General features: G+C 58.4%; 22 protein-coding genes, 1 pseudogene and 1 other annotated feature. Of the genes and pseudogenes, 20 read left to right on the plus strand and 3 right to left on the minus strand.

Annotation, left to right across the window (positions count from 1 at the left end; all coding sequences use genetic code 11):
- From ADK28_RS21090 to ADK28_RS21105, 4 genes are all read left to right on the plus strand, one after another.
- The coding region (locus ADK28_RS21090; RefSeq protein ID WP_048796583.1) for a GMC oxidoreductase at nt 1–562 on the plus strand (562 nt) is incomplete at its 5' end.
- A gap of 12 nt (nt 563–574) precedes the next feature.
- Entirely contained in the window at nt 575–1,912 is a 1,338-nt protein-coding gene (locus ADK28_RS21095; protein ID WP_033640514.1) for a c-type cytochrome, read from the plus strand.
- 258 nt (nt 1,913–2,170) lie between these two features.
- Nucleotides 2,171–3,454 (plus strand): serine/threonine protein kinase, encoded by a 1,284-nt coding sequence (locus ADK28_RS21100; RefSeq protein ID WP_033640513.1) that lies wholly within the window; start codon nt 2,171–2,173, stop codon nt 3,452–3,454.
- 150 nt (nt 3,455–3,604) lie between these two features.
- Nucleotides 3,605–4,738 (plus strand): ABC transporter substrate-binding protein, encoded by a 1,134-nt coding sequence (locus ADK28_RS21105; RefSeq protein WP_028128169.1) that lies wholly within the window; start codon nt 3,605–3,607, stop codon nt 4,736–4,738.
- Nucleotides 4,739–4,775: 37 nt separating this feature from the next.
- On the opposite strand, the gene ADK28_RS21110 is transcribed toward ADK28_RS21105, so the two are convergent.
- Nucleotides 4,776–5,462: a MarC family NAAT transporter gene (locus tag ADK28_RS21110; protein WP_016927970.1), complete on the minus strand. Its 687-nt coding sequence runs from the start codon at nt 5,460–5,462 to the stop codon at nt 4,776–4,778.
- A gap of 107 nt (nt 5,463–5,569) precedes the next feature.
- Nucleotides 5,570–5,758 carry a hypothetical protein gene (locus ADK28_RS32520; RefSeq protein ID WP_065426226.1) on the minus strand — a complete coding sequence of 63 codons (189 nt, stop codon included), beginning with the start codon at nt 5,756–5,758 and terminating at the stop codon, nt 5,570–5,572.
- Nucleotides 5,759–6,013: 255 nt separating this feature from the next.
- Between ADK28_RS32520 and ADK28_RS21120 the strand changes: the two genes are divergently transcribed.
- The 9 genes from ADK28_RS21120 to ihfA all read left to right on the plus strand — a co-directional run bounded on the left by ADK28_RS21120 (nt 6,014) and on the right by ihfA (nt 14,145).
- Complete coding sequence (locus ADK28_RS21120) at nt 6,014–6,637, plus strand: hypothetical protein (RefSeq protein WP_048796585.1); 624 nt, start codon at nt 6,014–6,016, stop codon at nt 6,635–6,637.
- A 218-nt stretch (nt 6,638–6,855) separates the two neighbouring features.
- A complete protein-coding gene (thrS, locus tag ADK28_RS21125; protein WP_025159696.1) occupies nt 6,856–8,784 on the plus strand; it encodes a threonine--tRNA ligase in 1,929 nt (642 codons plus the stop codon).
- 3 nt (nt 8,785–8,787) lie between these two features.
- Nucleotides 8,788–9,339, plus strand: coding sequence for a translation initiation factor IF-3 (gene infC / locus ADK28_RS30460; RefSeq protein WP_048233542.1), 552 nt, complete (start codon nt 8,788–8,790; stop codon nt 9,337–9,339).
- Between the two features lie 98 nt (nt 9,340–9,437).
- Nucleotides 9,438–9,635 (plus strand): 50S ribosomal protein L35, encoded by a 198-nt coding sequence (gene rpmI / locus ADK28_RS21135; protein ID WP_004931418.1) that lies wholly within the window; start codon nt 9,438–9,440, stop codon nt 9,633–9,635.
- 44 nt (nt 9,636–9,679) lie between these two features.
- Nucleotides 9,680–10,036, plus strand: a complete 357-nt coding sequence (gene rplT, locus ADK28_RS21140) for a 50S ribosomal protein L20 (RefSeq protein WP_004931417.1) — start codon at nt 9,680–9,682, stop codon at nt 10,034–10,036.
- A gap of 113 nt (nt 10,037–10,149) precedes the next feature.
- Nucleotides 10,150–10,272: a sequence feature (Phe leader region), on the plus strand.
- Nucleotides 10,154–10,198: a pheST operon leader peptide PheM gene (gene pheM / locus ADK28_RS32525; protein WP_121626058.1), complete on the plus strand. Its 45-nt coding sequence runs from the start codon at nt 10,154–10,156 to the stop codon at nt 10,196–10,198. It overlaps the preceding feature by 45 nt.
- Before the next feature lie 186 nt (nt 10,273–10,458).
- Nucleotides 10,459–11,442: a phenylalanine--tRNA ligase subunit alpha gene (gene pheS / locus ADK28_RS21145; RefSeq protein ID WP_004931416.1), complete on the plus strand. Its 984-nt coding sequence runs from the start codon at nt 10,459–10,461 to the stop codon at nt 11,440–11,442.
- A gap of 14 nt (nt 11,443–11,456) precedes the next feature.
- Nucleotides 11,457–13,844 (plus strand): phenylalanine--tRNA ligase subunit beta, encoded by a 2,388-nt coding sequence (pheT, locus tag ADK28_RS21150; protein ID WP_016927965.1) that lies wholly within the window; start codon nt 11,457–11,459, stop codon nt 13,842–13,844.
- 4 nt (nt 13,845–13,848) lie between these two features.
- Nucleotides 13,849–14,145, plus strand: a complete 297-nt coding sequence (gene ihfA / locus ADK28_RS21155) for an integration host factor subunit alpha (RefSeq protein WP_004931414.1) — start codon at nt 13,849–13,851, stop codon at nt 14,143–14,145.
- 187 nt (nt 14,146–14,332) lie between these two features.
- Here ihfA and ADK28_RS33335 read toward each other — a convergent pair whose 3' ends face one another.
- A complete protein-coding gene (locus tag ADK28_RS33335) occupies nt 14,333–14,464 on the minus strand; it encodes a hypothetical protein (RefSeq protein ID WP_016927963.1) in 132 nt (43 codons plus the stop codon).
- A gap of 232 nt (nt 14,465–14,696) precedes the next feature.
- Here ADK28_RS33335 and ADK28_RS21165 point away from each other — a divergent pair, with 232 nt between their 5' ends.
- The 7 genes and pseudogenes from ADK28_RS21165 to ADK28_RS21195 form a co-directional block, all read left to right on the plus strand.
- Nucleotides 14,697–15,113, plus strand: a complete 417-nt coding sequence (locus tag ADK28_RS21165; RefSeq protein ID WP_048796586.1) for a DUF2502 domain-containing protein — start codon at nt 14,697–14,699, stop codon at nt 15,111–15,113.
- Between the two features lie 179 nt (nt 15,114–15,292).
- Complete coding sequence (gene btuC, locus ADK28_RS21170; protein ID WP_016927961.1) at nt 15,293–16,300, plus strand: vitamin B12 ABC transporter permease BtuC; 1,008 nt, start codon at nt 15,293–15,295, stop codon at nt 16,298–16,300.
- 45 nt (nt 16,301–16,345) lie between these two features.
- Nucleotides 16,346–16,897 (plus strand): glutathione peroxidase, encoded by a 552-nt coding sequence (locus ADK28_RS21175; RefSeq protein ID WP_004931411.1) that lies wholly within the window; start codon nt 16,346–16,348, stop codon nt 16,895–16,897.
- A 5-nt stretch (nt 16,898–16,902) separates the two neighbouring features.
- Complete coding sequence (gene btuD, locus ADK28_RS21180) at nt 16,903–17,658, plus strand: vitamin B12 ABC transporter ATP-binding protein BtuD (protein WP_016927960.1); 756 nt, start codon at nt 16,903–16,905, stop codon at nt 17,656–17,658.
- Nucleotides 17,659–18,054: 396 nt separating this feature from the next.
- Complete coding sequence (gene arnB, locus ADK28_RS21185; RefSeq protein ID WP_048796587.1) at nt 18,055–19,209, plus strand: UDP-4-amino-4-deoxy-L-arabinose aminotransferase; 1,155 nt, start codon at nt 18,055–18,057, stop codon at nt 19,207–19,209.
- Nucleotides 19,196–20,176, plus strand: a complete 981-nt coding sequence (arnC, locus tag ADK28_RS21190; protein ID WP_033640508.1) for an undecaprenyl-phosphate 4-deoxy-4-formamido-L-arabinose transferase — start codon at nt 19,196–19,198, stop codon at nt 20,174–20,176. The genes arnB and arnC overlap by 14 nt, the downstream gene beginning before the upstream one ends.
- Nucleotides 20,176–20,454 (plus strand): annotated as a pseudogene (locus tag ADK28_RS21195) (bifunctional UDP-glucuronic acid oxidase/UDP-4-amino-4-deoxy-L-arabinose formyltransferase); the annotation flags it as partial. The gene arnC and the pseudogene ADK28_RS21195, both read left to right, overlap by 1 nt.

A 20,454-nucleotide genomic window follows, 5' to 3' on the forward strand; every position in this document is an offset into this window, starting at 1 on the left:
GATCTCCGGCCTGCCGACCCCACCGGGCACCCCGGCCTGGGGCAGCAAGTGGAAAGCGGCGGTGGCGGATGCCTATACCCATCACGTATCGATGGACGCCCACGGCGCGCACCAGTCGTACCGCAACAACTATCTGGATCTCGATCCCAACTACAAGAACGTGTTCGGCCAGCCGCTGCTGCGCATGACGTTCGACTGGCAGGAAAACGACATCAAGATGGCGCAGTTCATGTACGACAAGATGGCGCCGATCGCCAAGGCGATGAACCCGAAACTGATCGCCGGCAGCCCGAAAAACGCCAACAGCCACTTCGACACCACCAGCTACCAGACTACCCACATGAACGGCGGTGCGGTCATGGGGGAAGATCCGAAGACCAGCGCGGTCAACCGCTATCTGCAGAGCTGGGACGTGCACAACGTGTTCTCGATCGGCGCATCGGCCTTCCCGCAAGGGTTGGGCTACAACCCGACCGGCACCGTGGCGGCGCTGGCTTACTGGTCTGCCCGCGCCATTCGCGAGCAGTATCTGAAAAACCCAGGCCCATTGGTGCAGGCATAAGGACGGCGAACGATGAAAGCATTTGTACCGGCACTGGTTCTCAGTGCAGTGAGTTTTTCCGTTTGGGCGCAGGACGCCACCGTCAGCAGCGAGCTGATCAAGCGCGGCGAGTACCTGGCGCGCGCCGGTGACTGCGTGGCCTGCCATACCGATGGCAAGAGTGGCAAAACCTTCGCCGGCGGTCTGGCGATGGAGACGCCGATCGGCACCATCTACTCGACCAACATCACGCCGGACAAGAAAACCGGCATCGGCGATTACAGCTTCGAGGATTTCGACAACGCGGTGCGTAAGGGCGTAGCCAAAAACGGCAGCACCCTGTACCCGGCGATGCCGTACCCGTCGTTCGCGCTGGTGAAAGAGGACGACATGCGCGCCATGTATGCCTATTTCATGCACGGTGTGCAGCCGGTGGAACAGGCCAACAAGGACTCCGACATCCCGTGGCCGCTGTCGATGCGCTGGCCGCTGAGCATCTGGCGCGGCATGTTTGCGCCGTCGCCGGCGGACTTCGTTGCCGACGCCAAGGCCGATCCGGTGATTGAACGCGGCCGCTACCTGGTGGAAGGCCTGGGCCACTGCGGCGCTTGCCATACCCCGCGCAGCATCACCATGCAGGAAAAAGCGTTGAGCAACAGCGAAAGCGACGACTACCTGTCCGGCAGCAACGCGCCGATCGACGGTTGGGTGGCTTCCAGCCTGCGCGGCGACCGCAAGGATGGCCTGGGCAGCTGGAGCGAAGCCGAGCTGACCGAATTCCTGAAAACCGGCCGTAACGACAAGGCGATCGTGTTCGGCGGCATGAGCGACGTTGTGGAGCATAGCCTGCAATACCTGAGCGACGACGATCTGACCGCCATCGCGCGCTACCTGAAATCGCTGCCGCCGAAAGACGGCAAGCAGCAGGCGGCACCGGTCGAAGACAGCGTGGCCAAGGATCTGTGGCGCGGCGACGACAGCAAGCCCGGCGCGGCGCTGTATGTCGATAACTGCGCGGCCTGCCACCGCACCGACGGCGTGGGCTACAAGCGCGCCTTCCCGTCGCTGAAGGGCAATCCGGTGGTGCAGACCGAGGACGCGACTTCACTGATCCACATCGTGCTGACCGGCAACACTACGCCGGCGGTGCAGGGGGCGGTATCCAACATCACCATGCCGCCGTTTGGCTGGCGTCTGAACGATCAGCAGGTGGCGGACGTGGTGAACTTCATCCGCTCCAGCTGGGGCAACAGCGCCAAACCGGTGAGCGCTTCCGACGTGGCCGACGTGCGTAAAGACCGCTCGATGATCCGCGACGAGAAGGAGATGGGCAGCGCCGAGGTGCCGGACCATCCGGACGCGAAGAAATAAACCGCTTAAGGGCTCCGCAAGGGGCCCTTAGTTTTTTACTGAGCGAGCCGTTTTTTTCAGCACATTGTGTTCGCAAATCGTTCATTCGGCCGATAAAACATAGACCCGCAGCGGATTTTTCATTATCCTTTGCCGTCCTTTCATCAGGCGTAAGTATGAAATATCGCTTTAATTCACTGATTATTATTAAAAAACTCGCGGAGAAGGATATCCCGTTAGGCGCAATCGTTGTCGCCGCAGATTAAGGTAGACTGTCTCATGAGTACGATTTCTCCCGATTCAGGCACGCTGACGGCCGCTCAGACTGCCAAATGGAACAAAACCGACACCGTCTGGATGTTCGGTCTCTATGCGACTGCGGTGGGCGCCGGTACGCTGTTCTTGCCGATCAACGCCGGCCTGAACGGCCCGCTGGTGCTGCTGTTGATGGCGCTGTTCGCTTTCCCGCTGACCTATTTGCCGCACCGCGCGCTCAGCCGCTTCGTGCTTTCCGGCTCCAGCCGCGATGGCAACATTCACGATGTGGTGGTGGAACACTTCGGCGTGCTGGCCGGCAAAATCATCATGATGCTGTATCTGATGGCGTTCTTCCCGATCGTGCTGGTGTACAGCATTTCGATCACCAACGCGCTGGACAGCTTCCTGATCCATCAGTTCCACGTGGCCCCGCTGCCGCGCATCTGGCTGAGCCTGGCGGTGGTGGTGGTGCTCAATCTGGTGCTGCTGCGCGGCAAAGACAGCATCGTGGCGGCGATGGGCATGCTGGTGTTCCCACTGCTGGTGTTCCTGATGGGCATTTCGCTCTATCTGATGCCGAGCTGGAATACCGCCAACTTCGTGCACGGCCTGGCCGCCACCCGCTTCGACACGCCGGGGCTGTGGCATTCGCTGTGGCTGGCCGTGCCGGTGATGGTGTTCTCCTTCAGCCATGCGCCGATCATCTCTTCCTTCGCCTCGACCCAGAAGAGCCTGTACGGCGACAAGGCTGAACGCCGCTGCGCGCGCATCATGCGCTATAGCTATGTGCTGATCTGCGTTACCGTGCTGTTCTTCGTGTTCAGCTGCGTGCTGAGCCTGTCTCATGAAGACATGCTGCAGGCGAAAGAGCAGAACATCACGGTGCTGACCACGTTGGCCAACAAGTTCTCCAACCCGCTGATCGCCTACCTTGGCCCGGTGATGGCGATGCTGGCGATGGCCAAGTCCTATCTCGGCACTTCGCTGGGGGTGACGGAAGGGGCGACCAGCCTGATCGACGGCGTCACGCGCGCGGTCGGCAAGCCGCTCACCTCGCGCATGACGCACCGCATCTCGGCGGCGTCGCTGTTCCTGCTCACCTGGGCGGCGACGGTGTGGAACCCCAGCGCGCTGCACATCATCGAAACCATCAGCGGCCCGCTGATTGCGGCGATCCTGTTTATCCTGCCGATGTACGCCGTGCGTGCGGTGCCGGCCATGCGCCAGTACCGCGCGGCGAGCAACGTCTTCGTGCTGGTGATGGGCCTGATTGCGCTGTCGGCGCTGATCTACGGCCTGATGTGATCCTCTGGGCGCGCCGCTTCCGGCGCGCCTCTTATCCTTACTTTACACATCCCTTTGCAATTAATCGCCGACATGCCGGGCGTTACCTTTGATAATGCAAGCCATTCTCATTAGTATTTCCTGAATGTATTCATGACCAAGGAGTTTTTCGTGCACCGTCGAATCACTTTGCCGGCGCTGGTTTGCGCCGCCTTGCTCGCCTCTCCGGCGATGGCCACTACCTATCCGTTGACCCTGACCGACACCTCCGGCCAGACGGTCACCCTCCAGCAGGAGCCGAAACGCATCGTGGTGCAGGACGGGCGCGACATTCTCACGCTGGCGCTGCTCGATCGCGCCAACCCGTTCGGCCGGCTGGTGGCCTGGAATAACCTGCTGAAGAAAAGCGACGCGGCGACCTGGGATATCTTGCAGAGCAAATGGCCGGCGGCGAAAAACATCATTGACATGGGATTCAGCGATAAAGGCGAAGTGAATCTGGAGAGCGTGATCGCCAAGCGCCCCGATCTGATGATCGCCCAGCTGCGCTCCAAGCCTTCGCTGAGCCAAACCGGCGTGCTGGATAAGCTGAAGGCGCTGAACGTGCCGGTGTTGTTTATCGATACCATGCTCAAGCCGGTGGAAAACACGCCGAAAAGCGTGACGCTGTTGGGGGAAACCCTCAACCGCGAAAGCGAAGCCAAGCAATATACCGATTTTTATCAGCAGCATTATCAGGCCATTCTGGCCAAAACGCAGGCGGTGGAGCCCAAGCCGTTGGTGTTCTTCGAAGCCAAGGCCGGTCTGAATGGTCTGGAATCCTGCTGCTTCACCCATGCGCACGTCGGCTGGGGCGCGTTGGTCGAGGCGGTCGGCGCGCGCAACATCGGCTCTGCGCTGTTGCCGGGCGCGACCGGCGACGTGGCGCTGGAAAAAGTGATCGCCATGAAACCGGACGCCTACATTGTTTCCGGCTCACAGTGGGCCAGCAAGACCAATGCCGCGGTGCCGTTCGGCTATGGCGTGACGCAGCAACAGGTGGATGAGGCCTTCAACCGCATGAAACAGCGCCCGGGGTTCTCGCAGGTGTCGGCGGTGAAGGAAGGGCGGTTCTACGGCATCTACCATAACTTCTACAACCACCCGTACAACATCGTGGGGCTGGAGTATCTGGCGAAGTTTATCTATCCGGCGCAGTTCCCGGATCTGGATCCGGCCAAGACCTACAGCGAGATCCTCAGTCGCTTTACCGAAGTGCCGGAAGGCAAGGGCATTTTGGGCGCGCAGGCGCCGGCGGGGAAATAACGGCAACGGGCGCGACGATCGCGCCCGTTTTGTATGATCAGGCGGCCGGCGTATAGGTGGAGATGATCTCCAGCACGCCGTTGATGATGAACTGTACGCCCATGCACACCAGCAGGAACCCCATCAGGCGCGAGATCGCCTCGATGCCGCTTTTCCCCACCAACCGCATGATGGCGCCGGAACTGAGCAGGCAGGCCCACAGGATCACCGCGACCGTCAGGAAGATGGCGACCGGCGCCACGGCCAACACCCAGGGTTCAAAACCCAGCGAGTTCGCTTTGACGCTCGACGCCGAGCTGATGATCATCGCGATGGTGCCCGGCCCGGCGGTGCTCGGCATGGCCAACGGCACGAAGGCGATGTTGGCCGATGTCTTGTGGCGCAGCTCGTGCGACTTGCTCTCCACCTCCGGCGCGTCTTCGGGGCTCTGCTGCGGGAACAGCATGCGAAAACCGATGAAGGCGACGATCAGGCCGCCGGCGATGCGCAGGCCGGGGATTGAAATGCCGAAGGTGTTCATCACCACCTGGCCGGCGTAAAACGCCACCGTCATGATGCAGAACACATAAACCGAGGCCATCAGCGACTGCTGATTGCGCTCTTCGCGCGTCATATTGCCGGACAAGCCGAGCAGCAACGCCACCGTGGTCAGCGGGTTGGCCAGCGGCAACAGCAGCACCAAACCCAGTCCGATGGCCTGGAATAACTGCAAAATACCCGTCATAAAGTAGACTCCCTGTGCAACGTTCAGGCCGCCAAGCGGCGGCCCATGAGCTAAACAGCCTAGCCTGCCGCGTGCCTGGCGGCAATGGGGATAGCTCGTAACGTTAATTAACCGTCGGCCGGCGTTTCATCATTGCCGTTGCACTCGCCGGCGAGCTCAGGTTCATCCTTACATCCCAACGGCGCTTCGTTGACCGCAATCGCCCGCGGCGCCGAACGCACGCCAAAATGCATCAGCCCATGCAGCATCGCCAATACCGCGCATGCCACGACGAGGACCGCAAGTAACCGGTTCATGTTCTGCATAAGTCTCGATTGGAACGGACAGCTTTCAGGATAGCGGCTGGCGGCAGAGCGCGCCACGCGAGGCGGCGGCATCACCGACAACGGCGACAAAATGGCCTGCGCTCAGAAAAAATGCGCAGTTTTTGTGTTTTATGGCCTTTTTCGCCGCAGTTGACCGGTAAAGGCCGACGTTGCGCACCAATTGCTACACCCCACAGGCTCAGCTGCCTACCATAGGCGCGCTTTAAAACGATAACGAGATTGATTATGCAAGACGAACTGAAATTTTTACTGGGGAAAATCAGCGCATTCGCGCTTTCCGCCGCCTTCATGGCGGCATTGGTCGGCCTGGTGTTTATCGATGTGCACTGGTTGCATAACTTCGTGCATGAAACCTCGCTGACCGAAGCGGCGCAGGAACTGTTGCTGCTCGCCATCTCCGGCGGTTTTTTCGCCGCGGCCCGGCGGCAGGTGGAACGCCGCTCCGCCTGGATGCTGGTCGGCGGTTTCTTTCTCTGCATGCTGATCCGCGAGATGGACTTCGCTTTCGATGCGTTGTGGCACGGCGCCTGGGTGTGGTTCGCGCTGGCGGTCGCCTTGGCCTGCCTGTGGCATGCGGCACGGCATATTGCGGCTACGGTGCGCGGCCTGGCCTATTTCGCGACGCATCCCGGCTACGGCATGATGTGCGCCGGCCTGCTGTGCATTCTGGTGTTTTCACGCCTGTTCGGCATGAGCGCGCTGTGGCAAACGCTGATGCTGGACGGCTACAACCGGGTGGTGAAAAACATGGTGGAAGAGGGCTGCGAACTGCTGGGCTATGGCCTGTGCCTGTTGGCCACTCTCAGCTACATGAGAGGCGTTTTTGCGCCGGATGAAGCGAAAGTGTGACGGCGGCGGCGCTTTATTTATCCGGAACAATTTTAGTGATACTATTCGCTTAGCCGAATGCGGCTGAGAAGGTATGCGTTCCATTCTGTATACCCAGTGAGGTTTCAATCTGGCAATTGTGGGCGAGATCTGAAACCTGGCTGACCAAACCCAAAACCCAATTTTCGTACTGCATGTGATCTGTCGTGTGGGTCACCACTGTAGATAAGGAATTATTAATGCCTGTTATTACTCTTCCTGACGGTAGTCAGCGTCATTTCGACCACCCCGTTTCCCCGATGGATGTCGCGCGCGATATCGGCCCTGGCCTGGCGAAAGCCTGTATCGCCGGCCGCGTCAACGGCGAACTGGTTGATGCCGGCGATCTGATCGAATCGGATGCGCAGCTGGCCATCATCACCATCAAAGACGAAGACGGTCTGGAAATCATGCGCCACTCCTGCGCGCACCTGCTGGGTCATGCGATCAAGCAGCTGTGGCCGGATACCAAAATGGCGATCGGTCCGGTGATCGACAACGGTTTCTATTATGACGTGGATATCGACCGCACCCTGACGCAGGAAGACCTGGATCTGCTGGAAAAGCGGATGCACGAGTTGGCCGATAAGGATTACGACGTCATCAAGAAGAAGGTCAGCTGGCAAGAAGCCCGCGACACCTTCGCCGAGCGCGGCGAAATCTACAAAGTGGCGATCCTGGATGAGAACATCAGCCATGACGATCGTCCTGGCCTGTATCACCACGAAGAATACGTCGACATGTGCCGCGGTCCGCACGTGCCGAACATGCGTTTCTGCCACCATTTCAAGCTGCAGAAAACCTCCGGCGCTTACTGGCGCGGCGACAGCAAAAACAAAATGCTGCAGCGTATCTACGGTACCGCCTGGGCAGACAAGAAGCAGCTGAACGCCTACCTGCAACGTCTGGAAGAAGCGGCCAAGCGCGATCACCGCAAGATCGGCAAACAGCTCGACCTGTATCACATGCAGGAAGAAGCGCCGGGCATGGTGTTCTGGCACAACGACGGTTGGACTATCTTCCGCGAGCTGGAAGCCTTCGTGCGCATGAAGCTCAAAGAGTACCAGTACCAGGAAGTGAAAGGTCCGTTCATGATGGACCGTGTGCTGTGGGAAAAAACCGGCCACTGGGAAAACTACAAAGACGCCATGTTCACCACCGCGTCGGAAAACCGCGAATACTGCATCAAGCCGATGAACTGCCCGGGCCACGTGCAGATCTTCAACCAGGGTCTGAAGTCGTACCGCGATTTGCCGCTGCGCATGGGCGAATTCGGCAGCTGCCACCGCAACGAGCCGTCGGGTTCCCTGCACGGCCTGATGCGCGTGCGCGGCTTCACGCAGGATGACGCCCACATCTTCTGTACCGAAGAGCAGGTGCGCGCCGAAGTGAACGAATGCATCCGCATGGTGTATGACGTGTACGGCACTTTCGGTTTCGACAAGATCGCCGTCAAGCTGTCGACTCGCCCGGAAAAACGCATCGGCACCGACGACATGTGGACCCGGGCGGAAGAAGACCTGGCCGCCGCGCTGACCGAGAACGGCATTCCGTTCGAATACCAGCCGGGCGAGGGCGCCTTCTACGGACCGAAAATTGAATTTACCCTGCATGATTGTTTGGATCGCGCATGGCAATGTGGTACCGTGCAGCTCGATTTCTTCTTGCCGGGCCGTTTGGGCGCATCGTACGTTGGCGAAAACAACGATCGCGTCGTGCCGGTAATGATTCACCGCGCCATTTTGGGCTCCATGGAACGCTTCATCGGTATCCTGACCGAAGAATACGCCGGGTTCTACCCGACCTGGATCGCTCCGGTGCAGGTGGTGGTGATGAATATCACCGACAGCCAGTCTGATTATGTCCAGCAATTGACCAAAAAACTGCAGGATGCAGGCATTCGCGTGAAAGCGGACTTGAGAAATGAGAAGATTGGCTTTAAAATTCGCGAACATACTTTACGTCGAGTCCCTTACATGTTGGTGTGCGGCGACAAAGAGGTCGAAGCAGGCAAAGTTGCCGTTCGTACCCGCCGTGGCAAAGACCTGGGAAGCCTGGACGTAAACGAAGTCGTAGACAAGCTGCTGAAAGAGATTCGCAGCCGTAGTCTTCATCAACTGGAGGAATAAAGTATTAAAGGCGGAAAACGAGTTCAACCGGCGCGTCCTAATCGCATTAACAGAGAAATTCGCGCGCAAGAAGTTCGCCTAACCGGCGTCGATGGCGAGCAGATTGGTATTGTCAGTCTGAATGAAGCTCTTGAAAAAGCTGAGGAAGCGGGCGTTGATTTAGTAGAAATCAGCCCAAATGCCGAACCGCCAGTTTGCCGAATCATGGATTACGGCAAATTCCTCTACGAGAAGAGCAAGTCGACGAAAGAACAGAAGAAGAAGCAAAAAGTTATTCAGGTCAAGGAAATCAAATTCCGTCCTGGCACCGATGATGGCGACTATCAGGTCAAACTACGCAACCTGATTCGCTTTCTGGAAGATGGCGATAAAGCCAAAATCACCCTGCGTTTCCGCGGGCGTGAGATGGCGCACCAGCAGATCGGTATGGAAGTGCTTAACCGCGTCCGTAAAGACCTGTGTGAAGATATGGATCTGGCAGTGGTCGAATCCTTCCCTACGAAGATCGAAGGCCGCCAGATGATTATGGTGCTCGCTCCTAAGAAGAAACAGTAAGGCTTACAAGTAATGGAACCCGCGCGGCGCTTGCGCTGTGTGGGTTTTATTCGCCCAACTGATTCGTTGTTTAACAATGCGAAGTGGATTTAATTAAAATGCCAAAGATTAAAACTGTACGTGGTGCAGCCAAGCGCTTCAAAAAAACCGGCAGCGGTGGTTTTAAGCGTAAACATGCCAACCTGCGTCATATTCTGACCAAAAAAGCAACCAAGCGTAAACGTCACCTGCGTCCGAAAGGCATGGTGTCTAAAAACGATCTGGTCCTGGTTACCGCGTGCCTGCCGTACGCATAAGCCATTTTTTTTTGAATTTAGAATAAGACTTTAGGAGAGAGCATATGGCTCGCGTAAAACGTGGTGTAATTGCACGCGCACGTCACAAGAAAATCATGAAGCAGGCGAAAGGTTACTACGGTGCCCGTTCGCGCGTATATCGTGTTGCCTTCCAGGCAGTAATCAAAGCAGGTCAGTACGCTTACCGTGACCGTCGTCAACGTAAGCGTCAGTTCCGTCAGCTGTGGATTGCACGTATCAACGCAGCTGCTCGTCAGAACGGTCTGTCTTACAGCAAGTTCATCAACGGCTTGAAAAAAGCGTCGATCGAAATTGACCGTAAGATCCTGGCTGACATCGCAGTCTTCGACAAAGTGGCCTTCGGCGCACTGGTTGAGAAAGCGAAAGCAGCTCTGGCGTAAGTCAGTTGAAGAGGGAGCTTGCTCCCTCTTTTAATCTTTGTTTTCAGCGACAAATATTGACTTTTATTGCCCGCCGCTATATCACTGGTGGACAATCATCGACAAGGTACCGCAATCATGCACGCAGCTATTTTTCGTTTCTTTTTTTACTTTAGCGCCTGATTTCAGGAGGCTTCGCGCGTAAGAAAAGAAACGAAAAGTAGCGCCTAAGCCTCCCTCGTGGAGGCTTTTTTGTTTTTGGCCATCGCCTCGCCTTGCACACTGCTGCGGCGAGGGGGCAGACACTCAGCCGGCCCTGTGCCGCGCAGGTGAGTCACCTGGTCGACAACGCATTGAAAAGTCTTTGAAGATTGCTCAAAGGCGTGTTCGAATAATAGATAACAATTACTTAGGGCCATCCCGGCCAGAGGAAGAGGAAAGCAATGCCACATCTCGCAGAGCTGGTTGCCAATGCCAAGGCAGCCGTAGAAGATGCCCAGGATGTTGCCGCGTTAGATTTGGTGCGCGTCGAATATTTTGGCAAGAAAGGTCATTTCACCTTGCAGATGCAGTCTCTGCGTGACGTACCGGCGGAAGACCGTCCGGCGGCCGGCGCGGTGATCAACCAGGCCAAGCAAGAAGTGCAGGACGCCCTGAACGCGCGTAAGAACGCGCTGGAAAGCGCCGCGCTGAACGCGCGCCTGGCGGCTGAAACCATCGACGTCTCCCTGCCGGGCCGTCGCATGGAGAACGGCGGTTTGCATCCGGTGACCCGCACCATCGACCGTATCGAAACCTTCTTCGGCGAGTTGGGCTTTTCCGTTGCCACCGGCCCGGAGATTGAAGACGATTACCATAACTTCGACGCGCTGAACATTCCAGGGCATCATCCGGCGCGCGCCGACCACGATACTTTCTGGTTTGACGCCACGCGCCTGCTGCGCACCCAGACTTCCGGCGTGCAGATCCGCACCATGAAGAACCAACAGCCGCCGATCCGCATCATTGCGCCGGGCCGCGTTTACCGTAACGACTACGATCAGACTCACACCCCGATGTTCCACCAGATGGAAGGGCTGATCGTCGATAAAGACATCAGCTTCACCAACCTGAAGGGCACGCTGCACGATTTCCTGAACAACTTCTTTGAAGAAGACCTGCAGGTTCGTTTCCGTCCGTCCTACTTCCCGTTCACCGAGCCGTCCGCTGAAGTGGACGTGATGGGCAAGAACGGCAAGTGGCTGGAAGTGCTGGGCTGCGGCATGGTGCATCCAAACGTGCTGCGCAACGTGGGCATCGATCCGGAAGTCTACTCCGGCTTCGCCTTCGGCATGGGCATGGAGCGCCTGACGATGCTGCGTTACGGCGTCACCGATCTGCGCGCATTCTTCGAAAACGATCTGCGTTTCCTCAAACAGTTTAAGTAAGGCGGGAATATCACATGAAATTCAGTGAACTCTGGTTGCGCGAGTGGGTAAACCCGGCCATCAGCAGCGAAGCATTATCCGATCAAATCACCATGGCCGGCCTGGAAGTGGACGGCGTGGATCCTGTCGCCGGCGCGTTTAACGGCGTTGTGGTGGGTGAAGTGGTCGAGTGCGGTCAGCACCCGAATGCCGACAAACTGCGCGTCACCAAGGTCAACGTCGGCGGCGATCGCTTGCTCGACATCGTCTGCGGCGCGCCGAACTGCCGTACCGGCCTGAAAGTGGCGGTCGCCACCGTGGGCGCGGTGCTGCCGGGCGATTTCAAAATCAAGGCCGCCAAGCTGCGCGGCGAGCCTTCGGAAGGCATGCTGTGCTCATTCTCCGAGCTGGGCATTTCCGACGATCATGACGGCATCATCGAGCTGCCGCTGGATGCGCCGATCGGCACCGACATCCGTGACTACCTGAAACTGAACGACAACACCATCGAGATCAGCGTTACCCCGAACCGCGCCGACTGCCTGGGCATCATCGGCGTTGCGCGCGACGTGGGCGTACTGAACCAGGTGGCGCTGACCGAGCCGGATATGAGCCCGGTGGCTGCCACTATCGACGCCACGCTGCCGATCCGCGTTGACGCGCCGCAGGCGTGCCCGCGTTATCTGGGCCGCGTGGTGAAAGGCATCGACGTCAAGGCGCCAAGCCCGCTGTGGATGCGTGAAAAACTGCGTCGTTGCGGTATCCGTTCTATCGATGCCGTCGTCGACGTCACCAACTATGTGCTGTTGGAACTNGGCCAGCCGATGCACGCCTTCGATCTGAGCCGCATCGACGGCGGCATCGTGGTGCGCATGGCGGAAGAAGGGGAAACCTTGACGCTGCTGGACGGTAACGAAGCCAAACTGAACGCCGACACCTTAGTGATCGCCGATCATCAAAAAGCGTTGGCGATGGGCGGCATCTTCGGCGGCGAGCATTCCGGCGTCAACGGGGAAACTCAGGACGTGCTGCTTGAGTGCGCTTTCTTCAGCCCGCTGTCGATCACCGGCCGCGCGCGTCGTCACGGCCTGCACACCGACGCTTCTCACCGCTATGAGCGCGGCGTCGATCCGGCGCTGCAGTACAAAGCGATGGAGCGCGCCACGCGCCTGCTGCTCGACATCTGCGGCGGCCAGGCCGGCCCGATAATCGACGTGACCCACGAGAACGAACTGCCGAAGCGCGCCACCATCACGCTGCGCCGCGAGAAACTGGATCGCCTGATCGGCCACGTGGTGCCGAGCGAGCAGGTCAGCGACATTCTGCGCCGTCTGGGTTGCCAGGTGACCGAGCAGGGCGACAGCTGGCAAGCGGTCGCGCCGAGCTGGCGTTTCGATATGGAGATCGAAGAGGATCTGGTGGAAGAAGTGGCGCGCGTTTACGGCTACGACAACATCCCGGATGTGCCGGTCCGCGCCGATCTGGTGATGACCCAGCATCGCGAAGCCGATCTGACGCTGAAGCGCGTGAAGACCATGCTGGTCGATCACGGTTATCAGGAAGCGATCACCTACAGCTTCGTCGATCCGAAGGTGCAGGCGTTGTTGCACCCGAATGAAGAAGCGCTGATCCTGCCAAGCCCGATTTCGGTAGAAATGTCGGCGATGCGTCTGTCGCTGTGGACCGGCCTGCTGTCTGCGGTGGTGTATAACCAGAACCGCCAGCAGACGCGTCTGCGTCTGTTCGAAAGCGGTCTGCGCTTTGTGCCTGATAGTGCGGCAGATCTGGGTATCCGTCAGGATGTCATGCTGGCGGGCGTGATCGCCGGCCATACGCACGATGAACATTGGGATCTGGCGCGCAAGCCCGTCGACTTCTATGATTTAAAAGGGGATCTGGAGTCTGTCCTCGAGCTGACCGGTAAATTATCCGAAATTCAGTTCCGGGCGGAAGCCAATCCGGCCCTGCATCCAGGGCAAAGTGCGGCGATTTATTTGCATGGCGAACGCGTTGGTTTCATCGGTGTGGTTCACCCGGAACTTGAACGTAAACTGGATCTTAACGGCCGCACCGTGGTGTTTGAACTGGAGTGGAACAAGCTTGCGAGCCGCGCCGTGCCTCAGGCGCGGGAGATTTCGCGCTTCCCGGCAAACCGCCGTGATATCGCCATTGTGGTGGCTGAAAACGTCCCCGCAGAAGATATTTTGGCCGAGTGTAAGAAAGTTGGCGCAAATCAGGTAGTTGGCGTAAACTTGTTTGACGTGTACCGTGGCAAGGGCGTGGCAGAAGGTGACAAGAGCCTGGCTATCAGTCTGGTATTGCAGGATACCGCTCGTACACTGGAAGAAGAGGAGATAGCCGCTACCGTTGCAAAATGCGTAGAGGCTCTAAAACAGCGATTCCAAGCATCCTTGAGGGATTGAACCTATGGCGCTTACTAAAGCTGAAATGTCAGAACACCTGTTTGAGAAGCTTGGGCTTAGCAAACGGGACGCCAAAGACCTGGTGGAACTGTTCTTTGAAGAGGTCCGTCGGGCCCTTGAGAATGGCGAACAGGTAAAACTGTCGGGTTTTGGCAACTTTGATCTGCGTGACAAGAACCAACGTCCGGGGCGTAACCCGAAGACCGGCGAAGACATTCCGATTACGGCGCGCCGCGTGGTGACCTTCCGTCCGGGGCAGAAGCTGAAAAGCCGGGTAGAAAACGCCAGCCCGAAAGGGTGAGTGACGTGACATCAAAAAAGGCCGCTTGCGCGGCCTTTTTCTTTTCTGAGACAAAATTCAATTTATTCCTAATCGATAAGACAAGACTTCATTGAGCCGTTAAGTCGGCACGGCGAAAATCATCTCCCTTAATTGCAGAATATTCTCATATCTTATTTCATGTAATGCGTGGCTTTTATTTCCCGCTTCAATAACGGCCGTAATAATGGCCAGGGCCGTCGCCGCGGTGGCCGCCGCCCCCGTGCGGGCCCCAGCAGCAGGCGCTAAGGGTTGAGGCGAGGGCGACCACGGCCAGCAGCATACCGATACGTTTAATCATCTTATTATCCTCCGGTGGGGATCCGTTTAATTATCATTGTCGCGCCGCTTAAGCGATGTCAGTTATTCGTTAAGCCTTGGCAGAGGCAATAGTAATTAAAGGCGGCGGCAAACAGTGTCGGGATTGTGTAAGGCCGTCGAAAACGATCTGAAAATAGGCGCCGGTGAGATAGTCGCTAAATAAGCGCACTGATATAACCACTGCAGCAAGAAAAATAGAGTGAGAAGGCAAAATGAAAAAGATCCTGTTGCTGGTGTGTTTCCCGTTGTTGCTGCCGCTGGCGGCACAGGCCGATGTCTCCGTCGATATCAACGTGCCGGGCGTTTCCCTGCATTTGGGGGATCAGGACCGCCGTGGTTACTACTGGGATGGCTATGACTGGCGTCCCCCGCAGTGGTGGCATGCGCACCAGGGCCGCGGCCTGGGTGAGCGCAATGCGCGCGGTATGTACTGGGACGGCGGACGCTGGCAACCTTCGCCGCCGCGTGGCTATGCGCATCGTGAACCGGAACGCAGCGGCAATCCATTCCACGGCGATCGCGATAGTCGCAACCACGACCGCCGTCATGACGATCGCGGTGACCATGACCGCCGCGATGACGGCCGCGGCCAACCTTATCCGCCGGGCAACGCCGGCCCGCATCGTTAATCCCTGAGTTTATCGGCGGCTGGTTTTGCCATCATTACTGCGATGACGGGCAAGGCCAGCCGCTGCTTTCCTGAGCCACGATCCATGCAAGACTTCCCCTTACGGCGTTAACCCCCTAATATTCGACTCAAACGTCAATTATCCGGCCACGACAGCGGCCGGCAGGGAACCGCCGCGCCATGCCAACCAGCCGTACCTTCACCTTACTGTTGCAACATCAACGTTACCGCGATAAACGCCAGCTCGGTCTGTTGGCGCTGGGCGTGGCGGTGGCGTTGCTGGTCAGCCTTTGCGCCGGCGACCAATGGATATGGCCGTCAGCGTGGTTCAGCGATCGAGCGCAACTGTTCGTTTGGCAACTGCGTTTGCCGCGCGCGCTGGCGGTGATGCTGGTCGGCGCCGCCCTGGCGGTGGCGGGCGCGGTGATGCAGGCGCTGTTTGAAAACCCGCTGGCGGAGCCCGGTCTGCTGGGCGTCGCTAACGGCGCCGGTGTCGCGTTGGTGCTGACGGTGTTGTTGGGGCACGGTTTGTTGCCGGTGGCGCTGATGAGCGCCGCCGCGATAGCCGGTGCGCTGGCGATGACCTTCTTGCTGCTGGGTTTCGCTCGCCGGCGACGTCTGACCAATGCAAGGCTGTTGCTGGTCGGCGTGGCGCTGGGCATCGTGTGCAGCGCGCTGATGACCTGGGCGGTCTATTTCAGCACCAGCCTCGATCTGCGACAGCTGATGTACTGGATGATGGGCGGTTTCGGCGGCGTCGACTGGCGCCAAAAGTGGCTGGTGCTGGCGCTGCTGCCGGTGTTGCTGTGGCTGTGTGGCCAGGGCCGAGCGCTCAATCTGATGGCGCTGGGCGAGGTGCAGGCGCGCCAGCTCGGGCTGTCGCTGCATTTGTGGCGTAACCTGCTGGTGCTGGCGATCGGCTGGCTGGTTGGCGTCAGCGTGGCGCTCGCCGGGGTGATCGGCTTCGTTGGGCTGGTGATCCCGCATATTTTGCGGCTCACTGGCCTGACAGACCAGCGCTATCTGCTGCCGGCCTGCGCGCTGGCGGGGGCCGGGGTGTTGCTGGTGGCCGATGTGATCGCTCGCGTTGCGCTGCTGGCGGCCGAGCTGCCGATCGGCGTGGTGACCGCCACGCTGGGGGCGCCGCTATTTATCTGGTTACTGACCCGGACAAAAGGCGTAAGGTAGTTTTCTTCATTCACCTGCCATTAAAAAACCAAAGGATGACAACCGATGAGCAAGCCAATCGACAACCTGCCGTTACAAACCATCGAAAATCAGACGACCACGCTGGGTGCCTATCAGGGCAAGGTGCTGCTGGTGGTCAACGTGGCCTCGGAGTGCGGCCTGACCAAGCAGTACGAAGGGCTGGAAGCACTGTACGAAACCTATCGCGAACGAGGGCTGGAAGTCCTGGGGTTCCCGTCCAATGAATTCCTGGGCCAGGAGCCGGGCAGCAACGAAGAGATCCTGGCGTTTTGCCGCGGAACCTTCGGCGTGCAATTCCCCATGTTTGCCAAGATTGAGGTGAACGGCGAACACCGTCATCCGCTGTATCAAGCGTTGATTGCCGCACAGCCGGAGGCTGTCGCGCCGGAAGGCAGCGAGTTCCTGGCGCGGATGACCAGCAAGGGGCGTGCGCCGAAGCACCCCGGCGACATTCTGTGGAACTTCGAGAAATTCCTTATCGCGCGCGACGGCACGGTGATCCAGCGCTTCTCGCCTGACACCACACCTGAGGATCCGGCGCTGGTGGCGGCGGTGAAACAAGCGCTGGCAGGATAATACGGATGCTGCAACTCGTTGAGGTTGGGGTGGCGGGGCGCCTGGCGCCTTTTTCGGCACAGATTGACGGCGGGTTGCAGGTTCACCTGATCGGCCCAAATGGCGCAGGGAAGAGTACCCTGCTGGCGCGGGTGGCGGGCATGCTGCCGGGGCTGGGCGAAGTCTGCCTGGACGGACGCGCGTTAGCCGATTATCCGGGGAGCGAGCTGGCGCGCCGACGCGGTTATCTTAGCCAGCAACAGCCGCCGGTGTCGCTGATGCCGGTGTTTCAGTATTTGGCGTTGCACCGGCCTGCCGGCGCGGCGCAAACTGAAGTGGAGCACACCATCCTCTATCTGTGCCAGCGGTTGAAGCTGGTGGATAAACTGTCACGCATGCTGACACAGCTTTCCGGTGGCGAATGGCAACGGGTGCGGCTGGCGGCGGTATTGCTGCAGGTATGGCCCAGCGTCAACCCGCACAGCCGATTGTTGCTGCTGGATGAACCGACCAATAGCCTGGATGTGGCGCAAAAGGTCGCGCTGGATCGCCTGCTGCGCGAATTCTGCCAAAGTGGGCGAAGCGCGCTGGTGTGCGCGCACGATCTGAATCATACCCTGCAGCAGGCCGATCGGGTTTGGTTGTTGCACGCTGGGCAGTTGGTCGCGCAGGGCATCACCCGTGAGGTGATGGCACCCGCACTGTTGTCGCAGATCTATGAAGTGGATTTCCACCTGCAATGGGTGGGGAACCAGCGTTGGATCATGACCCGCACGGCTTAATTCGTCCCGCGGCATAAATGTAAACGAAAACTAAACATAGTGAATATAAATAGCCGGGTAATCATCGGCTATTATTGTGCTGCCTCTCATTTTCTCGTGAGTTTTCTTGAAAAACGCCAATGACGTGCTACGCTTGATTCGGCAAAAATAAAATAAGTAAATAATTATTAATAAATATAATTACTTGATTTACATAATAAAATTAAATTAATGATGACGGCGCCTATCCATCAGTTCTCCTACTGATGACAATCCTCGTCTTAAGGTTTAGTTAAGCTTGCGGCCTTACATTGGCAGTTAATCCACGGAAACGATTCTTCTCTGGCGTTTAATATTCGTTAAACGAAAGGGATTTACAGTGTCATCAAAAGCAGTTCGATACGTTTGGGGTTAACTATGGATCAATTTTTGCCTTTCTCTCGTCCGGCCATCGGCGACGAAGAAATCGCCGCGGTAGAGAAAGTGCTGCGTTCCGGCTGGATCACCACCGGGCCGCAAAACCAGCAACTGGAAAATGACTTCTGTTCCACTTTCGGCTGTAAGCACGCCATCGCCGTCAGTTCCGCCACGGCGGGCATGCACATCACGCTGATGGCGCTGGGCATCGGCCCCGGCGACGAAGTCATCACCCCTTCGCAAACCTGGGTTTCCACCCTCAACATGATTGAGCTGCTGGGCGCCACGCCGGTGATGATCGACGTTGACCGTGATACGCTGATGGTCAGCGCAGCCGATGTCGAGGCTGCCATCACCCCCAATACCAAAGCGATTGTTCCGGTGCATTATGCCGGTGCTCCCCTGCAGATGGATGCGCTGCGCGCCGTGGCCGAACGCCACCGCTTACCGCTGATCGAAGACGCCGCCCATGCGGTCGGCACGCGCTACAACGGCGAATGGGTCGGCGCACGTGGCACGGCGATTTTCTCTTTCCATGCGATTAAAAACGTGACCTGCGCCGAAGGCGGCCTGATAGCCACCGATGACGATGCGCTGGCGGATCGCCTGCGTTGTCTGAAGTTCCATGGTCTGGCCGTCGATGCCTTCGATCGCCAGCAGCTAGGCCGCAAACCGCAGGCCGAAGTGGTGGAGCCGGGTTACAAGTACAACCTGTCCGACATTCACGCGGCGATCGCCGTGGTGCAGCTGTCACGCTTCGCTGATCTGAACGCACGGCGTAAGGCGCTGGCACAGCGCTACCTGAGCGCGTTGGAAGGCTCGCCGTTCCAACCGTTGGGCGTGCCGGATTATCCACATGACCACGCCTGGCACTTGTTCATGGTCCGCGTCGATCCGGCGCGTTGCGGCATCGATCGCGACCAGCTGATGGAGCGCCTGAAAGAGGTTGGCGTCGGCACCGGGCTGCATTTCCGCGCCGCGCACACCCAGAAATTCTATCGTGAGCGTTATCCGCAGCTTTCTTTGCCGAATACCGAATGGAACTCGGCGCGGCTGTGCACCTTACCGCTATTCCCTGACATGACCGACGCCGACGTGGATCGCGTGGTCAATGCCTTGTCTTCTGTTGTGGAGTCTTTACGTGTCTCGCGTTGAACCGATTAAAAAAGTGTCGGTAGTCATCCCGGTATACAACGAGCAGGAAAGCCTGCCGGCGTTGCTGGAGCGTACTACTGCCGCCTGTAAGCAGTTATCTCAACCTTATGAAATCATCCTCGTCGACGATGGCAGCAGCGACAACTCCGCTGACATGCTGACCGTGGCGGCGGAAAAGCCGGACAGCCACGTGATCGCCGTTTTGCTGAACCGCAACTACGGCCAGCACTCGGCGATCATGGCCGGTTTCAACCAGGTGACCGGCGATCTGGTGATTACGCTGGACGCCGATCTGCAGAACCCGCCGGAGGAGATCCCTCGTTTGGTCAGCGTGGCGGAAGAGGGCTATGACGTGGTGGGCACGGTGCGCGCCAACCGTCAGGACTCCTGGTTCCGCAAAAGCGCCTCGCGCGTGATCAACATGATGATTCAACGCGCCACCGGCAAGTCGATGGGGGACTACGGCTGCATGCTGCGCGCCTACCGTCGTCATATCGTTGAGGCGATGCTGCACTGCCATGAGCGCAGCACCTTTATCCCGATTCTGGCGAACACCTTCGCCCGCCGCACGACCGAGATCGACGTGCGTCACGCCGAGCGCGAGTTTGGCGACTCCAAGTACAGCCTGATGAAGCTGATCAACCTGATGTATGACCTGATCACCTGCCTGACCACCACGCCGCTGCGTTTGCTCAGCGTGGTCGGCAGCATCGTGGCGCTGTCCGGGTTTGTGCTGGCGCTGGTGCTGATTGCACTGCGTCTGCTGCTCGGCCCTGAATGGGCCGCCGGCGGCGTGTTCACCCTTTTCGCCGTCCTGTTCACCTTTATCGGCGCCCAGTTTGTCGGCATGGGGCTGTTGGGTGAATACATCGGCCGCATCTATACCGACGTGCGTGCGCGTCCTCGCTATTTTGTTCAGAAAGTGGTCGGTGCACAGCATGACCACAATACTCAGGAAGAAGAATGATGAAAGCTATTGTATTTGCTTACCATGATATTGGCTGCGCAGGTCTGAAAGCGCTGACTGAGGCGGGTTATGACGTGCAGGCCGTGTTCACGCACACCGACGACCCTGGTGAGAACAACTTCTTCTCCTCTGTGGCCCGTTTGGGCGCCGAATTGGATCTGCCGGTCTATGCGCCGGAAGACGTAAATCACCCGCTGTGGGTTGACCGCATTCGCGCACTGCAGCCGGACGTGATCTTCTCGTTCTATTACCGTCACATGCTGAGCGACGAGATCTTG

The sequence above is a fragment of the Serratia sp. 506_PEND genome (assembly GCF_001076875.1).
Taxonomy (GTDB): Bacteria; Pseudomonadota; Gammaproteobacteria; order Enterobacterales; family Enterobacteriaceae; genus Serratia; species Serratia marcescens.

What these genes read in the sequence shown, in the direction of transcription:
- ADK28_RS21095 (WP_033640514.1), top strand. Translation starts at nt 575, where the DNA reads ATGAAAGCATTTGTACCGGCACTGGTTCTCAGTGCAGTGAGTTTTTCC.
- ADK28_RS21100 (WP_033640513.1), top strand. Translation starts at nt 2,171, where the DNA reads ATGAGTACGATTTCTCCCGATTCAGGCACGCTGACGGCCGCTCAGACT.
- ADK28_RS21110 (WP_016927970.1), bottom strand. Translation starts at nt 5,462, where the DNA reads ATGACGGGTATTTTGCAGTTATTCCAGGCCATCGGACTGGGTTTGGTG.
- ADK28_RS32520 (WP_065426226.1), bottom strand. Translation starts at nt 5,758, where the DNA reads ATGAACCGGTTACTTGCGGTCCTCGTCGTGGCATGCGCGGTATTGGCG.
- ADK28_RS21120 (WP_048796585.1), top strand. Translation starts at nt 6,014, where the DNA reads ATGCAAGACGAACTGAAATTTTTACTGGGGAAAATCAGCGCATTCGCG.
- thrS (WP_025159696.1), top strand. Translation starts at nt 6,856, where the DNA reads ATGCCTGTTATTACTCTTCCTGACGGTAGTCAGCGTCATTTCGACCAC.
- rpmI (WP_004931418.1), top strand. Translation starts at nt 9,438, where the DNA reads ATGCCAAAGATTAAAACTGTACGTGGTGCAGCCAAGCGCTTCAAAAAA.
- rplT (WP_004931417.1), top strand. Translation starts at nt 9,680, where the DNA reads ATGGCTCGCGTAAAACGTGGTGTAATTGCACGCGCACGTCACAAGAAA.
- pheS (WP_004931416.1), top strand. Translation starts at nt 10,459, where the DNA reads ATGCCACATCTCGCAGAGCTGGTTGCCAATGCCAAGGCAGCCGTAGAA.
- ihfA (WP_004931414.1), top strand. Translation starts at nt 13,849, where the DNA reads ATGGCGCTTACTAAAGCTGAAATGTCAGAACACCTGTTTGAGAAGCTT.
- ADK28_RS33335 (WP_016927963.1), bottom strand. Translation starts at nt 14,464, where the DNA reads ATGATTAAACGTATCGGTATGCTGCTGGCCGTGGTCGCCCTCGCCTCA.
- ADK28_RS21165 (WP_048796586.1), top strand. Translation starts at nt 14,697, where the DNA reads ATGAAAAAGATCCTGTTGCTGGTGTGTTTCCCGTTGTTGCTGCCGCTG.
- btuC (WP_016927961.1), top strand. Translation starts at nt 15,293, where the DNA reads ATGCCAACCAGCCGTACCTTCACCTTACTGTTGCAACATCAACGTTAC.
- ADK28_RS21175 (WP_004931411.1), top strand. Translation starts at nt 16,346, where the DNA reads ATGAGCAAGCCAATCGACAACCTGCCGTTACAAACCATCGAAAATCAG.
- btuD (WP_016927960.1), top strand. Translation starts at nt 16,903, where the DNA reads ATGCTGCAACTCGTTGAGGTTGGGGTGGCGGGGCGCCTGGCGCCTTTT.
- arnB (WP_048796587.1), top strand. Translation starts at nt 18,055, where the DNA reads ATGGATCAATTTTTGCCTTTCTCTCGTCCGGCCATCGGCGACGAAGAA.